Genomic DNA, 24,279 nt, shown 5'->3' on the forward strand with positions numbered 1-24,279 from the left:
CACGGGTGATCAGCGACAACCGTACTAAGCCTCGGCCTTCGCGGCCGGCGCTCCCGACTTGCTGAAGCTCGCGATCACACGATCGATCAGCGGCCAGAACAGCAGCACGATCGCCAGCGTCGTGATGGTGCCCACCAGCCCGTTCGCCCAGAACACCTTCATGTTGCCGCCGGAGATGATCATCGACTGCCGGAACGCGTCCTCGGCACGGCTGCCGAGCACCAGCGCCAAGGTGAACGGCGCCAGCGGGATCTTGATCTTCTTGAAGACATAGCCGACGACGCCGAAGCCGAGCATCAGCCAGACGTCGAACATCGCGTTCTGGATCGCGTAGGCGCCGATCGCGCAGGACACCACGATCATCGGCGCCACGGCCGCGAACGGCACGCGCAGGATCGAGGCGAAGATCGGCACGGTGGAAAGCACGAGCACGAGGCCGACGACATTGCCGAGATACATCGAGGCGATCAGGCCCCAGACGAAGTCCTTGTGCTCCACGAACAGCAGCGGGCCGGGATTGAGGCCCCACACCATCAGGCCGCCGAGCAGGATCGCCGCGGTGCCCGAGCCGGGGATGCCGAGCGCCAGCATCGGCAGCAGCGCCGCGGTACCCGAGGCATGCGCGGCCGTCTCAGGCGCGAACACGCCCTCGATGCGTCCCTTGCCAAAACTGTCCGGATTCTTGGAGAAGCGCTTGGCGAGGTTGTAGCCCATGAAGGAGGCTGCGATCGCTCCGCCCGGCGTGATGCCGAGCCAGCAGCCGATCACTGAGGAACGCAGCAGGGTCATCCAGTATTTCGGCAGGTCCTTCCAGACGGCGAGCACCGTGCGCAAGGAGATCGCTGCGGCGTGACCGCGCAGCGCCAGGCGCTCCTCCATCGTCAGCAGGATCTCGCTGATGCCGAACAGGCCGATGACCGCGACCAGGAAGTTGATGCCGCGCAACAGATCGGTCGAGCCGAAGGTCATCCGCAACTGACCGGACACGGTGTCCATGCCGACGCCGGCAAGCAGCAGGCCGAGCGCCATCGCAATGACCGTCTTGTGCTTGTCCTCGCGTCCCAAGCCCACGAACGAGCAGAAGGTCAGGAGATACACGGCGAAGAATTCAGGCGGACCGAACTTCAGCGCAAACGACGAGATCCAGGGCGCCAGGAAGGTGATCAGCATCACCGCGACCAGCGAGCCGATGAACGACGAGGTGAAGGCGGCCGTCAGCGCCTCCGCTGCCTTGCCCTGCTGCGCCATGGGATAGCCGTCGAAAGTGGTCGCCACCGACCACGCCTCGCCGGGAATGTTGAACAGGATCGAGGTGATGGCGCCGCCGAACAGCGCGCCCCAGTAGATGCAGGACAGCATCACGATGGCCGAGGTCGGGTCCATCGAGAAGGTCAGCGGCAGCAGGATGGCGACGCCGTTGGGCCCCCCCAGCCCGGGCAGCACGCCGACGAAGACGCCGAGCACGAGCCCAACCATCATCAGCAGCAGCGTCTTCCAGGTCAGGAGGACCGCGAACCCGTGCAGCAGCAGACCCAAGGCTTCCATGATTTCATTCCAACTGTTTCCTCGTCATTGCGAGCGCAGCGAAGCAATCCAGAGTCGAGTGCGCAGCCCTGGATTGCGTCGTCGCGTTGCTCCTCGCAATGACGGGGGAGAGACCGGTGTCAGTACCCGAACGCCGCTTCGAGCGGGCCCTTCGGCATGATCACGTCGAACACGACATCGAACGTCACGAACATCACGGCGCTGAACAGGAACGCCGTGAGCAGCGATTTCCAGATCGCGATCTTGCCGACGAGACGCATGAACCCGGCGATGAGCAGGAAGCTCGCGACATAGATGCCGAGAAACTGCATCGCGATGCAGAACAACAAGGTCGGCACGAACACGGCCATCACACGGCGCAGCTGCGCGCGCGTCACGAAAGTCTCGACCGCTTCCTTGCTCGACAGGAAGGCGGCACCGATCCCGTAAAGGCTGGCGCCGCCGAGGATCACCGACAGATAGAACGGAAAGTAGCCGGGCTCCGGACCGGTCGAGTCCCAGGACGCGCCGGTCCGCCAATTGTCCCAGGCGAGTACGGCCGCGAGCGCGAGCAGCAGCAGCGACACCGCGACGTCGACGGTCCGGGTGGAGGTGACGGCCGGAGAATTCTCCTCAGGCGCGGTCGGATCGTCGACGGCAATCTCGAGCTCAGCGTTGGACATCGATCCTCCTCATCCCCTCGCCCGCCCAGCTCACTTGGCGACGAAGCCGGCTTCCGTCATCAGTTGCTTGTTGAGCGAGCCGTCCTCTTCGAGGAACTGCAGCATGTCCTTGCCGGTGAGGAAGATCGGCTTCAGCGCCTGCTTCTCCATGTAGTCCTTGTACTCCGGTGTCTGCACCAGCTTGCTGAACAGGTCGACGTAGAACTCCTGCTGTTCCTGCGTCACCTTGCCCGGCAGGAACATCGCGCGCAGCATCAGGTATTGCACGTCCAGCCCCTCCTCCTTGCAGGTCGGAATGTCGTTCCAGGACTGCGTCTCCGTGACCTTGGTCGTGTAGGAGATGCGCTCCTTGTCGAACACGCAGAGCGGACGCACCTGGCCGGCGCGCCAGACTTCGAGATTCTCGGACGGATTGTTGACGTTCGCTTCGGTGTGCCCGCCGACCAGTTGGGTCGCAGCCTCGCCGCCCGACTTGTAGGGCAGATAGGAGAACTTGGCTCCGGTCTTCTTCTCCATGAAGACCGTGAGCACGTGATCTTCGCGCTTGGAGCCGGTGCCGCCCAACTTGAACGGCGAGCTCGACGCCTTGGCAGCCTCGATGAACTCCTTCACCGTCTTGGGGCCGTTGACGTTGTCCCACAGCACGAACTGATCGAGTGCGATCACCGCGACCGGCGACAGCTCGTGCCAGTCGAACGGCAGCTTGGCCGACAGCGGCAGCATGTAGATCAGCGAATAGGCGATCAGGATCTTGTTCGGATCGCCGTCGCTGGACTTCATGTACATCAGGGCTTCGGCGCCCGACGCGCCGCCCTTCAGCGACACGACAACCGGCTGCTTCAGAAGATTGTTCTTCTGAATGGCAGCCTGCATCATCCGCGCCATCTGGTCTGATGCACCGCCAGCGCCTGCGGCGACGACAATCTCGACCGGCTTGGTCGGCTCCCAGCCGGCAAAGGCGGGCGCAGTTGCAAAAAAGGCCGCCGTTGCGGCCGCGATCTTGATGAGTTTGCGCACGTGTTTTCTTCCCCGTTCGAAGCGCCAGCTTACATCCTACCAGGATACTGCTGGCTTATTGTGGTCAGTTCAAGAACACAAGCATGATGCGGCCTCATGTTCCTCGGCATAAGGTCGCAAGCACGGCATTGGACTACTTGCCTTTCCAGTTCGGCGTCCGCTTGTTGAGGAACGCCTCCATGCCCTCGCGGAAATCCTCACTCATATAGGCGCGCAGGATCAAATCCTCGCCCTCGTCCCGCGACAGGGTCCGGCGAATGCGGCGCACCGCCTCCTTGGTCACCTCGAGGGTGATCGGCGCGTGCGAGGCGATGAGCCTCGCGGTCTCCAGCGCGCGTGTCTGCAGCGTCTCGACGTCAGGCACGATCTCGTTGAGCAGACCGAGCGCGAGCGCCTCCGGCGCCTCGACCAACCGTGCCTTGAAGATCAGATCCTTGGTGCGCGCCGGTCCGATCAAGGAGACCACGCGCGAGATGTTCGACATCGACAGGCAGTTGCCGAGCGTGCGCGCGATCGGAAAACCGATACGTGCCGTCTCGGTGCCGATGCGAATGTCGCAGCAGGCGGCAATGCCGGCGCCGCCGCCGGTGCAGGCGCCCGCAATCGCCGCAATCACCGGCACACGGCACAGCTCCAGCGTGCCGAGCACGCGGTCGATCCGCGCCTCGTAGTCGAGCGCATCCTGCGCGGTCTTGAAGGCGCGGAATTGCGAGATATCGGTGCCGGAGGCAAACGCCTTGTCGCCCGCACCGGTCAGGATCAGCGCCTTGATCGACCGATCGGCGTTGATGGCCTCGCAGATCGAGGCCATCCGGTCGTACATCGCGAAGGTCATCGCGTTGCGCGCCTGCGGCCGGTTGAAGGTGATCTTGGCGATGCCGTCGTCGACGGCATAGATCAGATCGTCGGAGCCGGTCACAGGCGCGGTCATCAGGCCACCTTCGGGATTGGCGCCGCCTCGCGCGCCTTCAGGACGTCCATTGCCGCGAGCACGCCACCGGCACGATGCGGCACATTGGCGAGCGCAAGGCCCATCTCGACGCCGGCGAGCGTCCCCATCAGCATCAGGTCGTTGAAATGACCGATGTGGCCGATGCGGAACACCTTGCCCTTGATCTTGTTGAGGCCGGTGCCGAGCGACATGTCGAAGTTTTCCAGCACGGTCTTGCGGAACTGATCGGCGTCATGGCCTTCGGGCATGACCACGCCGGTCAGCGCCGGCGAATGCGCCTGCGGATCGGCGCATTGCGTGTCGAGGCCCCACGCCTTCACGGCGGCGCGCGTCGCAAGGCTGTGGCGGCGGTGGCGGGCGAACACGTTCTCGTGCCCCTCCTCCTCCAGCATCTTCAGCGCCTCGTTGAGGCCCATCAGCAGATTGCAGGCCGGCGTGTACGGGAAGGTGCCGAGCTTGTTGAAGGTGATGATCTCCTGCCAGTCCCAGTAGGAGCGCATGCCGGGATTGGCCTTGGCGGCGGCGAGCGCCTTCTCCGAGACGGCGTTGAAGCCGAGGCCCGGCGGCAGCATCAGGCCCTTCTGCGAGCCCGCAACGGAGACGTCGATGCCCCACGCGTCGTGCTCATACTCCATCGAGCCGAGGCCGGAGATGGTGTCGACCATCAGGAGTGCCGGGTGGCCGGACCGGTCGAGCGCCTTGCGCACCTCGAGCGGCGGCGTTAGGCAGCCGGTCGAGGTCTCGTTGTGCACGACGCAGACGGCCTTGATCTTGTGCGCCTTGTCGTCGACCAGACGCTGCTCGATCGCCGCGATGTCGGCGCCATGACGCCAGTCGCCGGGGATGAAGTCGACGTCGAGCTTGAACTTGTCGGCGATGCCCCGCCACAGCACAGCGAACTGGCCGGTCTCAACCATCAGCACCCTGTCGCCGGGCGCGAGCGCGTTGACGATCGCGGCTTCCCACGCGCCGGTGCCCGACGACGGATAGATGATCACCGGCTGCTTGGTGCGGAAGATGCGCTGGCTGGCCGCCAGCACGGCGAAGCCGAGCTCCGCGAACTCCGGACCGCGATGGTCCAAGGTCGGCATGTCCATCGCGCGCAGCACGCGGTCGGGCACGTTGGTCGGTCCCGGAATCTGAAGAAAATGCCGTCCCGTGTGCACAGTCATTGGCGTCCATCCCCGGTCATTTGGTTGGTGCGCGGACGTGGCATCCCACGCGCTGGCCGCGCTTTTCTCCCGCCAGACCGCTGGCGTCAATAAAGAAGACGCAAGCACCGATCGCTCCGGACTGACATCCCTCAGATGCACACAAATCCCCTTCTTCTGTGCAGTGCGGCATAGCGGGACGCCCCAGCTTGCTGCACGCGGTTTGGCCTCATTTCACCGCCGCAAGCTGGCGCGGCGCATTGCCCTGCGATGGCTCATCCAGCAGCACCATCGCGGCATCGACACCGCCCGCGCGATGCGGCACGCCGACCGCACGCAGCCCCATCTCGACTCCACTCAGCGCCGCCATCAGGGTCAGCGCATTGCACTCGCCGAGATGGCCGATGCGAAACACCTTGCCCGCGACCTTGGACAGGCCCGAGCCGAGCGACATGTTGTAATTGTCGAGCACGACCTGGCGGAACTGATCGGCGTCATGGCCCGGCGGCATCAGCACGGCGGTCAGCACCGGGGAAAAATCCTTCGGCTCCTGGCACAGCACCTCGAGGCCCCAATGCTCGACCGCGGCGCGGGTCGCGGCCGCAAGCCGCTGGTGGCGCGCGAACACCTGGTCGAGCCCCTCCTCGAGCAGCATCGCAATCGCTTCGCGCAGGCCATAGAGCAGGTTCGTCGCCGGGGTATAGGGGAAGAAGCCGTTCGCGTTCAGCTTCAGCATGTCCTCCCAGTCCCAGAACGAGCGCGGCATCTTGTTGGCCTTGGCAACAAGGCGCGCCTTGTCCGAGACGGCGTTGAAGCCGAGCCCCGGCGGCAGCATGAAGCCCTTCTGCGAGCAGGACACGGCGACATCGACCTTCCACTCGTCGAAGCGGAAGTCGGCCGAGGCGAGACCGGAGATGGTGTCGACCATCAGCAGCGCCGGATGCTTGGCGCGGTCCATCGCGGCGCGCACCTCACCGATCCGGCTGGTCGCGCCGGTCGAGGTTTCGTTGTGCACGACCATCACCGCCTTGAGCCGATGACCGGCGTCGGCGACCAACGTCTCCTCGATGACGGCAGGGTCGACGCCACGGCGCCAGTCGCCGGGAATGAAGTCGACCTCGATTCCCCACCGCGCCGCCATCTGCCGCCACAGCGTGGCGAAGTGGCCGGTCTCGACCATCAGCACCTTGTCGCCCGGCGACAACGTGTTGACGATGGCAGCCTCCCATGCGCCGGTGCCCGAGGACGGATAGATGATCACCGGGCTCGTGGTCTTGAAGATCGCCTGCGAGCCGCCGAGCACGGCCTTGCCGAGTTCGGCGAACTCGGCGCTGCGGTGATCGATCACCGGCATATCCATCGCCCGCAGCACCCGCTCGGGCACCGGACTCGGGCCCGGAATATGCAAGAAATGACGGCCTTGGGGACGGGTCACGACAGAGCTCCGGGCGACGACGGCATTCTGGCACCCATGATTGCATTCAATTCTTCAGCATGCAAGAGCTCAATCGCATGCACGCACGAGGTCGACCACATCTGTAACTACCGCTACAATGCGTAAGATGAATTCCACGATTCCCGATATCGAGACGCCACCCTTGACCGGGCCAAGCGGTCGATCCGTGCCTGCGCGGGACGAAACCTCGCTGCATGACGAGATCCTGGCGCGGCTGCGCGACTACATCGTCGAGGGCCATGTCGCCGACGGCGGACGCCTGTCCGAGCGGCAGCTTTGCGAAATGCTGGGGGTGTCCCGCACCCCCTTGCGCGAAGCGCTCAAGGTGCTCGCAGCCGAGGGGCTGGTCGAGCTGCTGCCCAATCGCGGCGCCCGGGTGCGCCCGCTCAGCGCCGCCGACATCCACGAACTGTTCGACCTGATGGGAGGCCTGGAAGGCCTCGCCGGACGCCTCGCCTGCGAGAAGATTTCAGATGAAGCGATCGCGGAAATCGAGCAATTTCATCATGATATGTACGGATTCTACATGCGGCAGGACATGCAGGGCTATTTCCGCATGAACCAGTTGATCCACCGGGCGATCGTCGACGCCGCCGCCAACACCACCCTTCATGCGACCTATGAGAGCCTGGCGGGCCGCATCCGCCGGGTTCGCTTCTCGGCCAATTTCGCCCGCAAGCGCGAACGCTGGAGCGAGGCCATGCGCGAGCATGAGTTGATCCTCGATGCCCTGCGCCGGCGTGCCGGAAGCGAGTTGTCCGACATCCTGTTCCAGCATCTGCGCAACAAGGGCGCGGCTGCGATCGCGTACTTCGCCGAGAGCCAGCCGCCGCTGGCGGCAGCCAAGCCAGACAAGGTCGAATAACGCCGGGGATTGCGCAAATTTGCATGCAATCAGATTGACGCATTTGCGGAAATGAATGACACCGGGCGGAACAGCGCCCGCCGGACGACAGCCGGGCCCGACCAGGGATCACCATGCCGAACGCCAAAGCCGGTCCGTCCAGGCTCGAACAGAAGCTCCGCGCCGAGATGACAGGCGACGTCTTCTTCGACCGCTTCAACCGCGGCCGCTACGCCACAGACGCCTCGTTCTACCAAGTCATTCCGGCGGGCGTGGTCGTGCCGCGCACGATGGACGAGGCGCTGCGTGCGCTCGCCATCGCCCGCGACGACGGCCGCATCGTCACGCCCCGCGGCGGCGGCACCTCGCAATGCGGCCAGACGGTCAACGAGGGGATCGTCGTCGACTTCTCCAAGCACCTGAACCGCATCGTCTCGCTCGATGTCGAGGGGCGGACCTGCGTGGTCGAGCCGGGCATCGTGCTCGACGACCTCAATCGCCAGCTCAAGAAGCACGGCCTTTGGTTTCCGGTCGACGTCTCCACGGCGTCCCGCGCCACGATCGGCGGCATGGCCGGCAACAATTCCTGCGGCGGCCGCTCGCTGCGCTACGGCACGATGCGCGACAACACCATCGCCATCGACGCCGCGCTGGCCGACGGCACGCTGGCGCATTTCGGCGAGGTGGCGCGAGACCTTCGTGACGTCAGCGCGCCGGACAGCGCGCGCAGGTTGTTTCGCGACATGCTGGCGCTGGGCGAGCGCGAGGCCGCGGAGATCGCCGACAGGTTTCCCAAGGTGCAGCGCCGCGTCGGCGGCTACAATCTCGACGCACTGACGCCGCGCAACGCCGCCAACAACCTGGCGCATCTGCTGGTCGGCTCCGAGGGCACGCTGGCCTTCTCCACCCGGATCGAGCTCAAGCTGTGGCCGCTGATCCGCACCAAGGTGCTCGGCGTCTGTCATTTCGGCAGCTTCTATCAGGCGATGGATGCGGCCCAGCATCTGGTCAAGCTGAAGCCGATCGCGGTCGAGCTGGTCGACCGCACCATGATCGGGCTGGGCCGCGACATCGCGATGTTCCAGCCGGTGATCGCGGCGGCGGTGCGCGGCGATCCCGACGCGATCCTGGTGGTCGAGTTCGCGGAGGAGACGAAGGACGAGAACCTCGCCAAGCTGAAGCAGCTCTCCGAGTTGATGGGTGATCTCGGCTTCTCCTGGAGCAACGAGATCTGCAAATGGGGCGGCGTCGTCGAGATATCAGACCCTGCGCTTCAGACCGCCGTCGCCGACTTCCGCGCCGCCGGCCTCAACGTGATGATGTCGATGAAGGAGGCCGGCAAGCCGGTGTCGTTCGTCGAGGACTGCGCCGTGCCGCTGCCCCACCTCGCCGACTACACCGCGCGGCTCAACGAGGTGTTCGCCAGGCACGGCACGCGCGGCACGATGTACGCGCACGCCTCCGAGGGCTGCCTGCATGTGCGCCCGGTGCTGAACCTGAAGCTGGAGAAGGACGTCAAGGCGATGCGCGCCATCGCCGAGGAAGCTTTCGCCATGGTGCGCGAGTACAAGGGTTCGCATTCCGGCGAGCATGGCGATGGCATCGTGCGCTCGGAATTCCACGAGCAGATGTTCGGCAGCCGCATCGTCGCCGACTTCAAGGAGGTCAAGCAGCGCTTCGATCCGGCGAACGTGCTCAATCCTGGCCGCATCGTCGATCCACCCAGGATGGACGACCGCTCGCTGTTCCGCTATCCGCCGGACTACCGCATCGTCGACGACATCAAGCCGGTGCTCGACTGGTCGGCCTATCCGGGTGCCGCCGGCGGCTTCCAGGGCGCGGTCGAGATGTGCAACAACAACGGCGCCTGCCGCAAGCTCGACGGCGGCGTGATGTGCCCGTCCTATCGCGCCACCCGCGACGAGAAGGATGTCACGCGCGGCCGTGCCAATACCTTGCGGCTCGCGATCTCCGGCCAGCTCGGTCCCGGCGCGCTGTCGTCCGACGAGATGATGGAGACCTTGAAGCTCTGCGTCTCCTGCAAGGCCTGCCGCCGCGAGTGCCCGACCGGCGTTGACATGGCCAAGATGAAGATCGAGGTGCTGGCGGCCCGGGCGACGACGCATGGCCTCACGCTGCGCGACCGGCTCGTCGCCTATCTGCCGCGCTATGCCGATATGGCTGCCCGCATCGCGCCGCTCGTGAACCTGCGCAATCATGTTGCGCCCCTGCGCGTGCTGATGGAGCGCGTTGCGGGCATCAGCGCCAAGCGCAAGCTTCCGGCCTTCCGCACCGACACCTTCCGCGTCGACGCCGACGCGTTCGGTCCGGCTGATGGCCGCGAGGTCGTGCTGTTCGGCGACACCTTCAACCGCGTCTATGAGCGCGAAAATCTCGACGCCGCGCTGCGCGTGCTGATCGCCGGCGGCTATCGCGTCTACGTGCCCAAGCCGGCCGATGGCGGCCGCGCCCTGTGCTGCGGCCGCACCTTCCTCTCCGCCGGCCTCGTCGACGAGGCCCAGTCCGAGCTGCAGCGCCTGGTCGAGACCTACGCGCCGTTCGCCTCGCGCGGCGTGCCGATCATTGGCCTCGAGCCAAGCTGTCTGCTGACGCTGCGCGACGAACTGCTGTCGCTGCGCAACGACGCCACCGCGAAAACGATCAGCGCACACGCGCTGCTGCTGGAAGAGTTTCTGGCGCGCGAGGCCGAGAGCGGCAGGCTGGCGCTGCCGCTCGCCCCCCTGCCCGGTAAGGCCTTGTTGCACGGCCATTGCCATCAGAAATCCTTCGCCGCTTTCAAGCCTGTCGAGCAGGTGCTACGACTCATTCCGGAGCTCACGGTCGAGACCATCGAATCCTCCTGCTGCGGCATGGCCGGCGCGTTCGGCTATGGCGCGGAGACCTACGAGGTCTCGCAGCAGATGGCGGAGGCGTCGCTGCTGCCCGCCGTGCGCAACGCCGACGCCGCAACGTTCATCGTTGCCGACGGCACCTCCTGCCGCCACCAGATCCAGGACGGCGCCGCCCGCGGTGCCGTTCACGCCGCGCAGCTCCTGGCGATGAGCCTGGAGCGGGCGCAAGCATCAACGTAGGTCACGAGAGACCGGACGCCGCGGAGCGCGACCTCAATGTTCGTCATTGCGAGGAGCGTAGCGACGAAGCAATCCAGACCTTTTCTTTCGTCCTGGATTGCTTCGCTTCGCTCGCAATGACGGATGATAGAGCCGACTTTTCATCACAAATCGCAAAGGACACCGACATGGCCGATCTCAAGCTCGACGCCGCTCGCAAGATTCTGGATGCCACGCTCGCGAAGGGCATCGAGAAGAAGCTCAAGCCGCTCGCCGTGATGGTGCTCGACGCCCGCGGCTGCCTGAAGGCGGCCGCCGCCCAGGACGGCACCAGCCTGATGCGGGCCGAGGTCGCGCATGGCAAGGCTTATGGCGCGCTGGCGCTCGGCCTCGGCTCCCGCGCCCTGTTCCAGCGCGCCCAGGAGCAGGCCTATTTCATCGACGCCGTGAACACGCTGGCCCAGGGCCGCATGGTCCCGGTGCCCGGCGGCGTGCTGATCATGGACGGCACGACGCTCGTCGGCGCCGTCGGCGTCTCCGGCGACAGCTCCGACAATGACGAGATCTGCGCCGTCGCCGGTATCGAGGCCGCCGGCCTCAAGGCCAATCCGGGCTGAGCTCCGGTCGCACCTGCAAAGCTCAGCGAGCTTTTCCGTCCCACAATCTCGAGGGGGCTGGCCGCCCTCTCGAAGCCTGATCGATCATGCGTCGAATTCCACGGCTCAGATCGCGGCTGACGGAGAATTCATTCGGCCGGCTTGACCGGCCCGAAACATTGCCGGCTGCTGCACGTTTGTACGACGGGGCGCGTGGAGAACCGGACATGCCTCGCAGACGAGCTCGCACCATCATCATCACTGGCGCCTCCGCCGGCGTCGGCCGTGCCATCGCGAACCGCTTCGGCGAGGCCGGCGATCGCATCGGCCTGATCGCGCGCGATGAGCATGCGCTGCGCGACGTCCAGCGCGAGCTGCAGGCGCGGTTTGCCCATGCCGAATACGAGGCCGTCGATGTCGCCGATGCGCAGGCCCTGTTCGACGCTGCCGAGCGGCTCGAGCAGCGCCTGGGTCCGGTCGACATCTGGATCAATGACGCCATGGAAACGGTGTTCTCGACCGTGGCCGACATCACACCGGAGGAATTCCGCCGCGTCACCGAGGTGACCTATCTCGGTTTCGTGCACGGCACGATGGCGGCGCTGCGATCGATGCGCCGACGCGGCGAAGGCCGCATCATCCAGATCGGTTCGGCGCTCGCCTATCGCGGCATTCCGCTACAGGCGGCCTATTGCGGCGCCAAACATGCGATCCGGGGCTTCACCGACTCGCTGCGGGCCGAGCTGATGCACGAGCGCTCAGGCATCACGCTCTGCATCGTCGATCTGCCCGCGGTGAACACACCGCAATTCGACTGGGCTCGCGCGCACCTTGCGCATACGCCACGGCCAATGGGCCGGCCGGTGGAGCCTGAGGTGATCGCTGACGCCGTCTATCGCGTTGCCGATGGCGGCTTCCGCGAATATTGGATCGGCTGGCCGACGCTGCTGACCATCCTCGGCAACGCCATCGCCCCGGCTTTGCTCGACCGCTACCTCGCCGCCAAGGCGATCGCCGGGCAGCAGACCGACGTGCCGCTGGTGCCCGACCGCACCGACAATCTCGATCACCCGGTTACACGCCTGCACCGTACCCGCGGCTCGTTCAGCCGTGGCGCGGCCCTGCACGCGATGCTCGTGCCCGGCGATGTGGCCCGCGCCGCGACCGTCGCAATCGGGGCCGCTGTCTTCTTTGCGCTGGGAGCGACGCTGAGCCGGCGGGGGAGGCGCTAGGCCGCGCGTTGCAACGCGGTGCTTGCGTGACACCGGCGAGATGCGCTTTTCTGCTCCGTGCTATCCATTCCCGTCCGGAGCGCCTGCATGACCATCGAAAGCATCAGCGCGATCACCATTGCCACCCATGACATGGCCCGCGCGGTCGCCTTCTATCGCGCGCTCGGCTTCGACGACATCCCGTATGGCGGCGCCGACACCCCGTTCACGACCTTCCGAGTCGGCGCGGGCTATCTCAACCTGATCGCCACGCCGGAGGACAAGCAGTGGAGCTGGTGGGGCCGCATCATCTTTCATGTCTCGGACGTCGACGCCGTCTACGCCAAGGCGCTGGCTGCCGGCTTCTCGCCCTCCACCGCGCCGCGCGACGCCGAATGGGGCGAGCGCTACTTCCATCTCACCGATCCCGACGGTCACGAATTGAGCTTCGCGCGGCCGCTCGGCAAATGAGCTAGCCGAGTTCGAAAGTGGTGACGCCGAACAGCCGCTCGATGCGTAGTGGCGCGATCGGGCCGGTGTACATCCGCGCGGTCTCGAACACCGGCTTCAGCCCGAGACTCTCCGCCAGCGCCACCGCCTCCGGGTTGATCGCCGGCACATCGAGGAAGACCTCGGAGCCGCCGATCTCGCTCAGCAGCGCCGAGACGATGGCCTCGGCATCGGCCCGGCTGTGCGCGACCAGCGGACCGATCTTAGAGCCGGTGCGGCATGGCCGGATCACGCCCCAGGCGGCAAGCGCGCCATCGCGGATGACAGCGCGGCCGACATGGCCGGGGGCTCCGATCCAGGCCCGCAGGAACGCGCGGCGCGGCGCCGGAAACACAGCCGCATCGGAGGCCTCGATATCGGCCAGCGGCACGTCGCTCAGCGCAACGAAGTCCGATCGCGCAGCAGCCGGCAGCACCGTAGCGGCCTTCCCGCCGTAGCGGACATTGGCATAGGCATATTTGAAGCCGGACTTTCGATAATTGTCCTGCTGCGCGACGACACCGTCGAGGCCGACGACACGCGATCCCGCATGCCCCATCGCAGCCTGCCAGAGCCGCAGCCCGTAGCCATGCCCGCGCAGACCAGGACGTACGATGTAGAAGCCCAGAAACGCGAAGCGTTCGTCGTAGTTGACGCAGGACACCGTCGCGACCGGCACACCGTCACGTTCGGCGATGAGAAATCCCTGCGGATCGACCACGGAAAAGCACGCGGCGTCGGACAGGCCGGGATTCCAGCCCTCGGCCGCCGCCCAGTCGATGGCCAGCGGAATCTCTTCCGGCCGCATCGGCCGGATGAGAAGGCCGTCGGTTGCAATTGGGCCACTTTGCATCATCTCACAACGCTAGCGCCAACTGCCGTCCTTCGCAGCAACAAAGATGCCCTTGGGCGGGAATATTGCGATCGTTGCGCACAACGCTGCGCAGGGCTAACGTTCATCTCCCATGATACGACGAAACGCACAAACCGATCGCATGCGCCCTCGGTGGCTGACATGGATGCTGCGTGGCCTCATGGCCAGTGCCGCATTGCTCGCGACGGGGTCAGCTTTCATCGCCATCTTCAATCCACCGGCCGCCGTTCTATTTCTTTCAATACTCACCTCGCCGCTGTTCATGAATACACGGCCACCTCCGATGTTCGAGAACGACGTTGCGGACTCCTGGCTCAAATCAGTGGAGAGCGGAAAACGGCTCACGGCCACCTTCAGGCGGAATTCCCATCCGGAACACCAGCCGCGATGTTGACAGCAACGCTGCTGAAGCAAGGATTCGAACCGTTCCCGGATTGCGTCCGCGACGGACATATCGTGGTGCGGCTGGGAGAGATTCATGCACCATGCCGAACGTCCGAGACCGCCAATGTCCATTTCTATCGATGGGGCAATCCAGCCTGTGTGCAGACGATCGACGTGACCTGGAAGTCAGACGATGCAGGAGCGATCACAGAGGTGACAGCAAGCCATCATGACGCCTGCCTGTGAACGCGGAAGTCAGTCCATTCCCTGCTTATGAGTTCTCAGCCCTATGACTGCGACGATCGGATCAGCTAATCCGACGGGGCCTGCCTCTGGTGGCGACCGGCTGCCAGCCATCGACATCCTCCGGGGCCTCGCCCTCTTTGGCGTCATGGCCATCAACGTCGTATTTGAGTTCCGTATCTCGATCTTCCAGCAATTTCTGCCGACGCCGAGAGCGCACGAAGCGGGCACGACCTTCTTCGCCGGATCGTCATCACCGGAGACGGTCAAGCTTTTGTGGGCCATCGTCGGAGACTCGCCCTTCAATCGCGCCATCGAAGATGGTCTCGCGCGCGCCGTCTCCATGAAGGCGCTTGCCCTGTTCTCGCTGCTGTTCGGCATCGGGCTGGCCATGCAGTTCGACCGGATCGCTCCGGAGCGACGTATCCCCCTGCTGCTCCGGCGGCTGCTCGTCCTGCTCGCGATCGGCATTTTGCACCTGACGCTGCTGTGGAATGGTGACATCCTGACCGAATATGCGCTTGCCGGACTGCTCGTGCTGCCGTTCCTGTTCGCGCCAAGCTGGCTGGTGATCGCGAGCAGCCTCACCCTGCTCGGGCTGTACTTCACCAGCTGGCTTATTCCCGTGCTGCCGCTACTAAGCTCCTCCTGGATGATGCAGCATGTTGTCGATGCCAATCGCATCTATGCCAACGGCAACTTCTCGCAGATCCTGGTGTTCCGGCTGTCCGAAATCAGCGCCATCGCGCCGCTGCATTTGTGGATCTTTCCGCGCACGCTCGGACTTTTCCTCGCCGGCATCGTCATCTGGCGATCCGGCCTTCTGCGCGATATGCCGCATCACCGCGTCATGCTGCTGCTGACGGCCCTGGCCGCACTCGCTGTCACGATCGACGCCGGCGCATCGCTTGCGACTGTGAGCCTGGCGCTTGCCTATGGTGCGCTGATCCTTTCGGCTGCAAGCACCATCTGGGGCGCCCGCCTGCTCGGCTGGGCGGCTCTCGTCGGCCGGATGGCCTTCACCAACTATCTCATGCAGTCCGTCATCTTCGGCGTCGTGTTCTACGGCTATGGCCTCGGCCTGTTCGGCCGGCTCAGCGTCTCGCTCGCACTTGGCATCGGCGTGGTCGTCTATGTGCTCCAGGTGATCGCGAGCTGGTGCTGGCTGAGGCTGTTTCAGTTCGGCCCCATCGAATGGCTGTGGCGCAGCCTGATGTACAACAAGCTGCAGCCGATGCGGCTTCGGCCGCACTCCTGACACGACTTTGCCCGTCGGGTTACTATGTCGCACCCCGGTGGGTGTTGTCTTGTCGGGCAAATCAGCTGCACATTTCACGGCGTCGCGGCTTACGAGAGGGGCGCCTCGCGATCGTCACAAGCGTTGGGCCGGTGATGCGATGGCCGTCGCGGCATCAGGCGCGTTTGCGCAAGACGACTGGTGGCGTGGCGGACGGCGAAATCGTGTGGTCCTGACATCCCGACGCTGATGTCAACTCGCGACGAGGCTTTGCTTCGCGCGGGGATGGTGGCCAGAAAGCCCGGCGCACCAGGGAGATCACGTATAAGCCGTAAGCCCGTCGCGCAGGGAAGGCCGGTAGTTGCGGCCAAACCTGTGGTCACTGCCGCCTGCTTTTCTTCCTGCAGGCGGGCATGGGGGCGGCGAGCGCCCGGCCTTCCCTGCGCCCTCTTCGTTCAGAGGGCGAAATCTGACGCAAGACTCGGACGCGAAGCGTCGCGAGATCGCGGATCCATGTATCACCCTATGTGGACAAATATTGTTGGAGCAAAGAACCTTTCCACCCCTCCACTGTCATCGCCCGCGAAAGCCGGCTATCCAGTATTCCAGAGGCCGTAGTCATCGAACCGGGAGGCCTCGGCGTACTGGATGCTCCGCCTTCGCGGAGCATGACAGCGGCAACAACAGAGCCGCCGTCACACACTCTACCCGCAGCGAGCTACTTCCCCGGCCACACCGGCTTGCGCTTCTCGGCAAACGCCCTCAGGCCCTCCTTGGCGTCCTCGGTCATCGCCAGGAGCGCGATCTGGCTTTCGAGATAGGCGATGGACTCGTCGAACGACATCGAGGCGATGGCGCGCATGGCGTATTTGCCGCGGCGGATGGCGGTCGGCGACTTGTCGACGAGACGGCCGATCAGCCAGTCGATCTTGCCGTCGAGCTCGGCGGCGGGAACGACATGGTTGAGCAGCCCGGCAGCCTGTGCAGTCTTGGCGTCGAACGGCTCGCCCGTGAGCGCCCATTCGTTGACGAGACGCGGCGGCGCGATACTCTGCAAGAGGCTCAGGACCTGCATCGGGAACACGCCGACCTTCACCTCCGGCAGGCCGAAGACAACGTGATCGGCTGCGACCGCCATGTCGGTCATGCACAGCAAGCCCATGCCGCCGGCCATACAGACGCCGCCGACGCGCGCAATCGCCGGCTTGGTGGAATTCTGCGACAGCCGGAGCAAGTCCGCGTAATCGACATTCGGGCGGGAGAAATCCATCGCGAAGGCCGCGCCGGAGTTCTGCAGGTCGGCGCCGGCGCAGAACGCCTTGTCTCCTGCGCCGGTCAGCACGATCACGCGCACCTCGGGATCGTCATGCGCCGTGCGATAGCCGCGCGAGATCCCGGCGATCACGTCGCCATTCAGCGCGTTGCGCTTCTCCGGACGATTGATGGTGATCCAGAGGGCCTGCCCGCGCTTGTCGAGAATCACGCTGTCGTCGGTCATCGCCTTGCCTGTCGCTTGATGTCGGATGCGAGATTGTCGCGGGATAGCTGCCGCGGGCAAGGAAAACTTGCGTCAAGAGGCCGCGCGGCGGCCGATCTCGGCGATGACCCCGTGCAGCAGCGGACGCACCGGCTCGAACTGGCCAGTGCGCAGGAACGCGATGGTCTGCCGGAACGACGTCGGATGCACCAGCAGGCCCATGTGCGACGCCTTGATGGTGGTGTGGTCCGTCATCCCGGCGAGCTTGCAGCTCTCGACGGAGACGCGGCCGTCGTTCGGCCACGGCAGCAGGAACAGCCCGGCGATCGGATCGAGGAAGCGGTTGCCGGCGATCACGCCGATCTCGTAGTCGGCGGGTGGCAGAGAGGCGAGCGTGACGTCCTTCGTGGTCACCAATTGCAGGCCGGCTGGACCGAAATAAGCGCGATAGAGCCCGACGTTCTGCAGCCGGTCGGCAAGCTCGCTGCCGCCATTGGGCGTTCCCAACATGACGACACGGCCGAGCCGCGCCGGCCGATGCTTCGCAATCGCGACCCGTGCCAGCAGCCCGCCCATCGAGTGGGTGACGAAGTGGATCGGACCGTCGATCCTGGCTGTGAAATCGGCGATCGCCGGGCGGATGTCGTCGGCAAGAAACTCGAGCGGTTTCTTGCGGCTTTCATAGTCGAGGTTCAGCGTCGCAAAACCTGCGCGCTGCAACCGCTTTTCCAGTGGACGCAGCATCAATGATCGGCCGGCGATGCCATGCAGCAGCACAACCCCCGCGCCGCGGGGGCCACTGTGCTGAGAACGCCGGCGCAGCGATGCGATCACGCGACTTCCCGCTCCTCCGGCTCACGCTCCGTCGTAGCGGTTGCCGCACTCGCCTCGGCAAGTGCCTTGGCGCCGACATAGTCGGTCTTGCCGGAACCGAGCAGCGGGATCTTGTCGACCACCATCACGACGGCCGGCACCGCAAGCTCCGGCGCACCTTGGCCTTTGGCCTGGCGCTGCATCGCGGAGCGTTCGGCATCCTTCTGCGTCGTGATCAGCACGATGCGCTCGCCCTTGCGCTGATCGGGGATCGACACCGCGACCGAAGCCGCCTGCGGCCACAAGGTCGCGGCGATCTGCTCGACCACCGTCAGCGACACCATCTCACCGGCGATCTTGGCAAAGCGCTTGGCGCGGCCCTTGATCGTGATGAAGCCCTGCGCGTCGATGGTGACGATGTCGCCGGTGTCGTGCCAGCCCTCCGGCAGCGCCTCGAGCACGCCGGGATTTTCGGCCCTGACATAGCCGAGCATGACATTGGGCCCCCGGACCGAAAGCCGCCCGCCCTCCTCGATGCCCGGCACCTTGTCGAGCCGGTACTCCATCAGCGGCGACAGGCGCCCGACGGTGCCGACCCGGTTGGCCATCGGCGTGTTCATCGCCAGCACCGGCGCGGTCTCGGTGACGCCATAGCCTTCGAGCAGGCGGATGCCATAACGCTCCATGTAGATCTGCCGTGTCCGATCCTTGACCGGCTCGGCGCCGGCGATGACCAGCCGCAGCGTGCGGAAATCATAGGCATGAGCGGAGTGTGCGTAACCAGTCAGGAAGGTGTCGGTGCCGAACAAGATCGTGGCGCCAGTCTGATAGATCAGTTCGGGCACGATCCGGTAATGCAGCGGCGACGGGTACATATAGATCGGAATGCCCGCCAACATGGGCATCATCATGCCGCCGGTGAGGCCGAAGGAGTGGAACACCGGCAAAACATTGAACACAAGATCGTTAGCGTTGGCATCGACCCTCGCCAATGCCTGGGCGGCGTTCGCGAGAATGTTGCGATGGGACAGGACGACGCCCTTTGGCGTGCCTTCGGAGCCGGACGTGAACAGAATCACGGCGGGGTGGTCGGCATTGCGGGCGACGCGCGGCCTGGTGCCGTCGATCATTCCCTTGATCTTGTCGGCCAGGCTGACCGAGGCCTTGACGTCCTCGAGATAGACCAGACGGGCCTGCCCCTCGATCGCCGCGATCAGCTTGTCGAGCTTGCCCTTCTCGATGAAGGCCCGCGACGTCAGAACGGTCGTGACCTGCGCCGCCTTCATCGCCGCCAGCACGTTCACCGGGCCGGCAGAGAAATTCAGCATTGCCGGCACGCGGCCGATCGACTGCAGCGCCATGAAGACCACGGCGACGCCGGCGGAGTTCGGCAGCAACAGGCCGATGTTCTCGCCCACCATCGTGCCCTGCTCGAGCTTGCGGCTGAGCACCTGCGAGCCAAGCAGCAGCTTGCGATAGGTCAGCTTGGTGCCGAGCGGATCCTCGATCATCACCTTGCCGGTGTCGTGGTCGCGATGGGCATGGGCGAGCGCCTCGAACAGTGTCCGATCCAGCATGGCGTTCTTGACCATGGCTTCGATCATCACGTCCTGCAGCGCAGCGCCAGCCGCGTTGCGGCGGGTCTTGCCCTTGAGAGCTGCATCGATGGTGAGCTTCACCGGCGGCAGGATCGTCACCGTCACCTTGGGAAACCACGAGCGCTTGATCTGGCCATCCTTGAGATAGCTGAGATGCGAGCGCTGCGCGCCCTCGATGCGGACGGGCACCACGACGGCATCGGCCTTGTCGGCGATCATCGCGGTGCCGTCATAGACCTTCATCAGCGAGCCCGACACCGTGATGCGGCCCTCCGGGAAGATCACCACCGGTTCCTGGCTGGCGACCAGCTTGATCAGGTCGCGCGCGCCGAGCGGCTTGGTCGGGTCGATCGTGATGTGGCTCACCAGTTTCAGGAAGATCTTCGCCCACCAGGCCTTGGAGATCCCGGTGTCGACGGCAAAGGTGGTATCGATCGGCAGCACCGCGTGGAGCAGCGGACCGTCGATCAGGCTGACATGGTTCGGCGCGATCAGCATGCGGGTGCCGACCGGCGGCAGGTTCTCCAGCCCACGCACCTCAGTGCGGAACAGCGCGCGGAACAGCATCGCGCCGAAGTCGCGCACGCCCTCCCTGCCCCATTTGTTGAGCACGAACCAGACGGCGCCGAAGCTCGCCAAAGCCAGACCGAAGAAGATCCAGGCGATCGAGACGCCTGCGGCCTGCAGACCGGCCACGCCCAGCGAGCCGACCACCATGAAGGCGGCCTGCAGCACGTTGCCGGCAGCGATGACCCGGGCGCGCTCAGTCGGCTCCGACCAGGCCTGCACCGCGGCGAAGGCAGGAACCACGAACAGGCCGCCACCAAAGGCGAACACCGCGAAATCAATCAGCATGCGCGCTCCCGCCCAGGAGCCGACGAAGGCGAGCGGCGAGAGGTCCTTCGCGGTCGCTGTCGTCCCGATCGTCCAGGACAGATCGAGACCGAGCACGCCCATGAGGATTGCGCCGATCGGCACCAGCGCGAGATTCGGCCTGACGTGGCTGAGATGCGCCGCGAACAGCGAGCCGATGGCGATGCCGATCGCGAAGACGGCGAGGCACAAGGTGACCACCCCCTCGGTGCCGCCGACGACATCCTTGACCAGCGCGGGCAGCAGCGACAGCACGACGGCGCCGACCAGCCAGAACCACGACACGATCACCATGCCGTCCCACAGCCGGGGCATGGCATGCAACGACTTCAGAAGGTGCGAGGTCGATGTCCAAGGGTTGGCCGTGATGCGCAGATCCGGTGCCGACGGCGAAGTGTGCGGAATGCGCGACGCCGAAGCCCAGGAGATCACCGCGAGGCCGATGACGGCGAGAGCGACCCATCCCATATGCGACGAGCCGGAGACGAGCTGGCCGCCGGCGATGGTGCCGATCAGGATGGCCATGAAGGTCGCACCTTCTACCAGCGCGTTGCCAGTAGCGAGTTCACCGACCGTCAGTTGATCCGGCAGCATCGCGTATTTCACGGGGCCGAACAGCGCGGCGATGACACCGAACATGCCGAGGGCGACGAACAGAAGCGGGATCGAATGCAGAAAGAAGCCCAGCGCCGCGAAGCCTGCGGCAAAGATTTCCGCGAACTTGAGCCGGCGCGCCACGATTCCCTTGACGTATCGATCCGCCAGCTCGCCGCCGAGCCCGGACAGGATGAAGAATGGGAAGATGAAGACGGCGCCCGCCACGGTCACAAGCGCGTCGCCATGCGTTGCCACGGCGCCGTAGAGCAGCATGATGACCAACGCATTCTTCAAAACGTTGTCGTTCAGCGCCGAGGAGAATTGGGCCCAGAACAGCGGGGCAAAACGACGCGACGACATCAACTGCTTGATCATGATCGATTCCTGGTGTGCTGCAGCGGCTTGGCCGCAAGGACCGCAAGAGCCTGGGTTGGTGATGAAATGAAGTGGTGCCGGTGATGCATCCCGTTAGACGCGGTCATGCGGTTTCGCGTTCTGCTGTTGGTCGCCGACCAGCACGAAGAGTAGCGCGTAGGTCGTGTGCAAAAGGCTTATCCAGACCTGTAGGAGCTGGAGGGGATGTATGGAACGCAAGGACATGGTGACCGCTTCGTTGCGCCTGAGATGGGGATTCGAGACAAGGTCAGGTCAGTTCGCTCAGGTAGCGGAAGCAGCCGAATAGGCCGCCACGGCGAAGCCGGCGCCCTTCGCGCCCGGCGGCACGAAAAAGACGTTGTCCGGCCAGCCGCCTCGCTCGTCGCGCAGCGAGCAGACCGGCAACATCACAGGCATTTGCGATGCGCTCGACGCGCGCCGTCAAAAGGTGAGACGCGGACCGGGCCAGACCGTTCAGCATCACCATGGGATTGATCGAAAAAAGTTGCGGAGCGCGAGAGCTGAGAACCTGCATGGGACTTCTCCCCTTTTTTGAGCGTTGCTCAAAATGTTTACAACAAATTTGAGCGACGCTCAAGCGGGGAATGCAAGAGGCCCGATAAAGGTAAAATAATCCTGTGAACGGCCCGCTCATAGGCGTGAGAGGTGAATAACGCCTTGGAATCAAAAGGGATGTTGATAACTCGGCTTTGCCGAGCTGGTCAGCCCGCCGATTTGCGCAGCCAGACCTTGTTGTCGTGGAAGGCAGCGCCCCCGATCGGAGCGACGGTGTCGGCTGCGGTGAGCACGTTGATGCCCCGTCCACCGATATGGGCGCGATTGGGATGGATCGATTCGGCGATCAGCACCCCGCGTTGAACTCCGTCGAACAGCCGGGCGGCAAGCGAGGTCTGTCCGCGCTCATTGCCGAGCGTGACGATGTCGCCGTCGACAATGCCGAGCGGGGCTGCATCCAGTGGATGGATCATGACGGAGGGGCCCCCTTCCCGCGCCTGCGACGATGGCGTCTCGTTGAAGGAGGTGTTGAGGAACGAGCGAGCCGGACTTGTCGCAAGCCGGAACGGATGCTGCTGATCGACCTCTTCGGTCACCGCCCAATGGTCGGGCAATGACGGCATGCGCTCCGGATTGCCCATGACGCGGCCGAATGGCGGATGAGCCCAGTCGGCCTTGAAGTGGAATTTACCGTCCCTGTGCGCGAAACCGTCGAGATAGTGCGAGGTGCGAAAGTCCGGCTGAAGGTCACGCCAGACATCGGCCTCGAGCCCGGCGATATCGCCATGGCCGCTCTTCTTCAACGTCGCATCGATCAGCTCGCGCGGCGACATCTCGAAGCCCGGATGCACCGCCCGCAACCGGCGCGCCAGGCCCTGCAGCACCTCATGATTGGACCGGCACTCGCCGGGCGGGTCGATCAGCTTCGGTCCGACCGAAATGTGCTGATGGCCGCCGCCGTAATAGAGATCGTCATGCTCCATGAACATCGTGGCGGGCAGCACGATGTCCGCCATCTGCGCCGTCTCGGTCATGAACTGCTCGTGGACGGCGACGAAAAGGTCTTCGCGCGCAAATCCGTTGCGAACCAGCTCCTGCTCGGGTGCCACCGTCATCGGATTGGTGTTCTGGATCAGCATCGCCTTGACTGGCGGGCCGCCACAGAGGGCCACCGCGTCTCCCGTTAGGATGCGCCCGATCTGGGACTGATCGAGAAAGCGAGTGGAATGATCCACGGCGTCGTGGCCCTCGATGATGGACTCGTCGAAATGCCACAGCGCCGCGTTGTTGAAGAAGGCACCGCCTCCTTCGTATTGCCAGGCGCCCGTCACCGCGGGAATGCAGGATGCCGCATGCATCTGCGTCGCGCCGTTCCTGCTGCGGGTGAAGCCATAACCCAGTCGGAAGAAGGTCCGCTTCGTCTCTCCGACCAGACGGGCGAACGCCTCGATCTCGGCCACGGGAACGCCGGAGATTTGCGATGCCCATTGCGGCGTCCGCGTCTGCAGATGCGCTTCGAGTTCCGCAGGACAATCCGTGTACGTCTCCATATAGGCGCGGTCGGCAAAGCCATCGCGAAACAGCACGTGCATCACGCCGCAGGCAAAGGCGCCGTCTGTGCCCGGGCGCAGGATGATCTTGATGTCGGCCTGCTTCATCGTCTCATTGTCGTAGACATCGATCGCCGCGATCTTGGCGGCCCGCTCTTTTCGGGCGCGCGCGGCATGAGTCATGACATTGACCTGCGTGTTCACCGGGTTCGTGCCCCAGATCACGACCAGGTCCGAAAGCGCCATCTCCCGCGGATCGACGCCGGCGATCTTCCCAGTGCCGATGGCAAAGCCGATACGCGCGACATTGGCGCAGATCGTCGAGTAGAACCGCGAATACTTCTTCACATGGGTGAGACGGTTGAGGCCATCGCGCATCACGAGCCCCATCGTGCCCGCGTAATAATACGGCCAGACCGACTGAGCGCCAAAGTCGCGCTCCGCCTGGAGAAACCGCTCCGCGATCTCGTCCAATGCCTCGTCCCAGGACATGCGTGCGAATTGCCCTGAGCCCTTCGGACCGATGCGACGCATCGGATGCATCAGCCTTTCAGGATGATGAATCCGCTCGGCATATCTCGCGACCTTGGCGCAAACCACGCCAGCCGTATAGGTCTGCCGTTTCGAGCCGCGAACGCGGCCGATCGTCTTCCGATCGAGCACTTCGACGTCGAGCGCGCAGGCCGACGGACAATCGTGCGGGCAGGTAGAATGGCGGATATCGACCCGAGTCTGCTGGTTCATGCCC

General features: G+C 64.8%; 19 protein-coding genes. 7 read left to right on the top strand and 12 right to left on the bottom strand.

Annotated features, from left to right (window positions below):
• Nucleotides 1-24 precede the first annotated feature (24 nt).
• From ACQR0U_RS22920 to ACQR0U_RS22945, 6 genes are all read right to left on the bottom strand, one after another.
• Nucleotides 25-1,545, bottom strand: a complete 1,521-nt coding sequence (locus ACQR0U_RS22920) for a tripartite tricarboxylate transporter permease (RefSeq protein WP_316183848.1) — start codon at nt 1,543-1,545, stop codon at nt 25-27.
• A 119-nt stretch (nt 1,546-1,664) separates the two neighbouring features.
• The gene (locus tag ACQR0U_RS22925; protein WP_315712922.1) at nt 1,665-2,207 is read right to left on the bottom strand and encodes a tripartite tricarboxylate transporter TctB family protein; all 543 of its coding nucleotides are present in this window, start codon (nt 2,205-2,207) and stop codon (nt 1,665-1,667) included.
• 30 nt (nt 2,208-2,237) lie between these two features.
• Nucleotides 2,238-3,224 carry a tripartite tricarboxylate transporter substrate binding protein gene (locus tag ACQR0U_RS22930; RefSeq protein ID WP_315825115.1) on the bottom strand — a complete coding sequence of 329 codons (987 nt, stop codon included), beginning with the start codon at nt 3,222-3,224 and terminating at the stop codon, nt 2,238-2,240.
• A 133-nt stretch (nt 3,225-3,357) separates the two neighbouring features.
• Nucleotides 3,358-4,155, bottom strand: a complete 798-nt coding sequence (locus ACQR0U_RS22935) for an enoyl-CoA hydratase/isomerase family protein (RefSeq protein WP_315753554.1) — start codon at nt 4,153-4,155, stop codon at nt 3,358-3,360.
• A complete protein-coding gene (locus tag ACQR0U_RS22940) occupies nt 4,155-5,348 on the bottom strand; it encodes a pyridoxal-phosphate-dependent aminotransferase family protein (protein ID WP_315753552.1) in 1,194 nt (397 codons plus the stop codon). The genes ACQR0U_RS22935 and ACQR0U_RS22940 overlap by 1 nt, the downstream gene beginning before the upstream one ends.
• 208 nt (nt 5,349-5,556) lie before the next feature.
• Nucleotides 5,557-6,762 (bottom strand): pyridoxal-phosphate-dependent aminotransferase family protein, encoded by a 1,206-nt coding sequence (locus ACQR0U_RS22945; RefSeq protein ID WP_316186986.1) that lies wholly within the window; start codon nt 6,760-6,762, stop codon nt 5,557-5,559.
• Between the two features lie 127 nt (nt 6,763-6,889).
• On the opposite strand from ACQR0U_RS22945, the gene ACQR0U_RS22950 reads away from it, so the two are divergent.
• From ACQR0U_RS22950 to ACQR0U_RS22970, 5 genes are all read left to right on the top strand, one after another.
• Nucleotides 6,890-7,648, top strand: a complete 759-nt coding sequence (locus tag ACQR0U_RS22950; RefSeq protein WP_315825116.1) for a GntR family transcriptional regulator — start codon at nt 6,890-6,892, stop codon at nt 7,646-7,648.
• Nucleotides 7,649-7,761: 113 nt separating this feature from the next.
• Nucleotides 7,762-10,719, top strand: coding sequence for an FAD-binding and (Fe-S)-binding domain-containing protein (locus ACQR0U_RS22955; RefSeq protein WP_315753546.1), 2,958 nt, complete (start codon nt 7,762-7,764; stop codon nt 10,717-10,719).
• Nucleotides 10,720-10,886: 167 nt separating this feature from the next.
• Entirely contained in the window at nt 10,887-11,315 is a 429-nt protein-coding gene (locus tag ACQR0U_RS22960) for a GlcG/HbpS family heme-binding protein (protein ID WP_315753544.1), read from the top strand.
• A gap of 206 nt (nt 11,316-11,521) precedes the next feature.
• Nucleotides 11,522-12,526, top strand: a complete 1,005-nt coding sequence (locus tag ACQR0U_RS22965) for an SDR family oxidoreductase (protein ID WP_315753542.1) — start codon at nt 11,522-11,524, stop codon at nt 12,524-12,526.
• An 87-nt stretch (nt 12,527-12,613) separates the two neighbouring features.
• Entirely contained in the window at nt 12,614-12,976 is a 363-nt protein-coding gene (locus ACQR0U_RS22970; RefSeq protein WP_316201819.1) for a VOC family protein, read from the top strand.
• A gap of 1 nt (nt 12,977) precedes the next feature.
• Here the strand turns inward: ACQR0U_RS22970 and ACQR0U_RS22975 are convergent, their stop codons facing one another.
• Entirely contained in the window at nt 12,978-13,850 is an 873-nt protein-coding gene (locus ACQR0U_RS22975; protein WP_434843989.1) for a GNAT family N-acetyltransferase, read from the bottom strand.
• A 159-nt stretch (nt 13,851-14,009) separates the two neighbouring features.
• Here ACQR0U_RS22975 and ACQR0U_RS22980 point away from each other — a divergent pair, with 159 nt between their 5' ends.
• Nucleotides 14,010-14,498, top strand: coding sequence for a hypothetical protein (locus ACQR0U_RS22980; RefSeq protein ID WP_434872262.1), 489 nt, complete (start codon nt 14,010-14,012; stop codon nt 14,496-14,498).
• Between the two features lie 145 nt (nt 14,499-14,643).
• On the top strand, nt 14,644-15,753 hold the full coding sequence (locus tag ACQR0U_RS22985) for a DUF418 domain-containing protein (protein WP_315825119.1): 1,110 nt from the start codon (nt 14,644-14,646) through the stop codon (nt 15,751-15,753).
• A gap of 697 nt (nt 15,754-16,450) precedes the next feature.
• Here the strand turns inward: ACQR0U_RS22985 and ACQR0U_RS22990 are convergent.
• The 5 genes from ACQR0U_RS22990 to ACQR0U_RS23010 all read right to left on the bottom strand — a co-directional run bounded on the left by ACQR0U_RS22990 (nt 16,451) and on the right by ACQR0U_RS23010 (nt 24,275).
• Nucleotides 16,451-17,230: an enoyl-CoA hydratase/isomerase family protein gene (locus ACQR0U_RS22990; protein WP_434843990.1), complete on the bottom strand. Its 780-nt coding sequence runs from the start codon at nt 17,228-17,230 to the stop codon at nt 16,451-16,453.
• A 72-nt stretch (nt 17,231-17,302) separates the two neighbouring features.
• Nucleotides 17,303-18,040 carry an esterase/lipase family protein gene (locus tag ACQR0U_RS22995; protein WP_315753624.1) on the bottom strand — a complete coding sequence of 246 codons (738 nt, stop codon included), beginning with the start codon at nt 18,038-18,040 and terminating at the stop codon, nt 17,303-17,305.
• Nucleotides 18,040-21,465 carry an acyl-[ACP]--phospholipid O-acyltransferase gene (locus ACQR0U_RS23000; protein WP_434843991.1) on the bottom strand — a complete coding sequence of 1,142 codons (3,426 nt, stop codon included), beginning with the start codon at nt 21,463-21,465 and terminating at the stop codon, nt 18,040-18,042. The genes ACQR0U_RS22995 and ACQR0U_RS23000 overlap by 1 nt, the downstream gene beginning before the upstream one ends.
• Nucleotides 21,466-21,733: 268 nt before the next feature.
• Nucleotides 21,734-22,000: a hypothetical protein gene (locus tag ACQR0U_RS23005; RefSeq protein ID WP_315753528.1), complete on the bottom strand. Its 267-nt coding sequence runs from the start codon at nt 21,998-22,000 to the stop codon at nt 21,734-21,736.
• Nucleotides 22,001-22,187: 187 nt separating this feature from the next.
• Nucleotides 22,188-24,275 carry a molybdopterin oxidoreductase family protein gene (locus tag ACQR0U_RS23010; RefSeq protein ID WP_434843992.1) on the bottom strand — a complete coding sequence of 696 codons (2,088 nt, stop codon included), beginning with the start codon at nt 24,273-24,275 and terminating at the stop codon, nt 22,188-22,190.
• Nucleotides 24,276-24,279: the final 4 nt, after the last annotated feature.

Source organism: Bradyrhizobium sp. HKCCYLRH3097 (assembly GCF_051167875.1).
GTDB lineage: Bacteria > Pseudomonadota > Alphaproteobacteria > Rhizobiales > Xanthobacteraceae > Bradyrhizobium.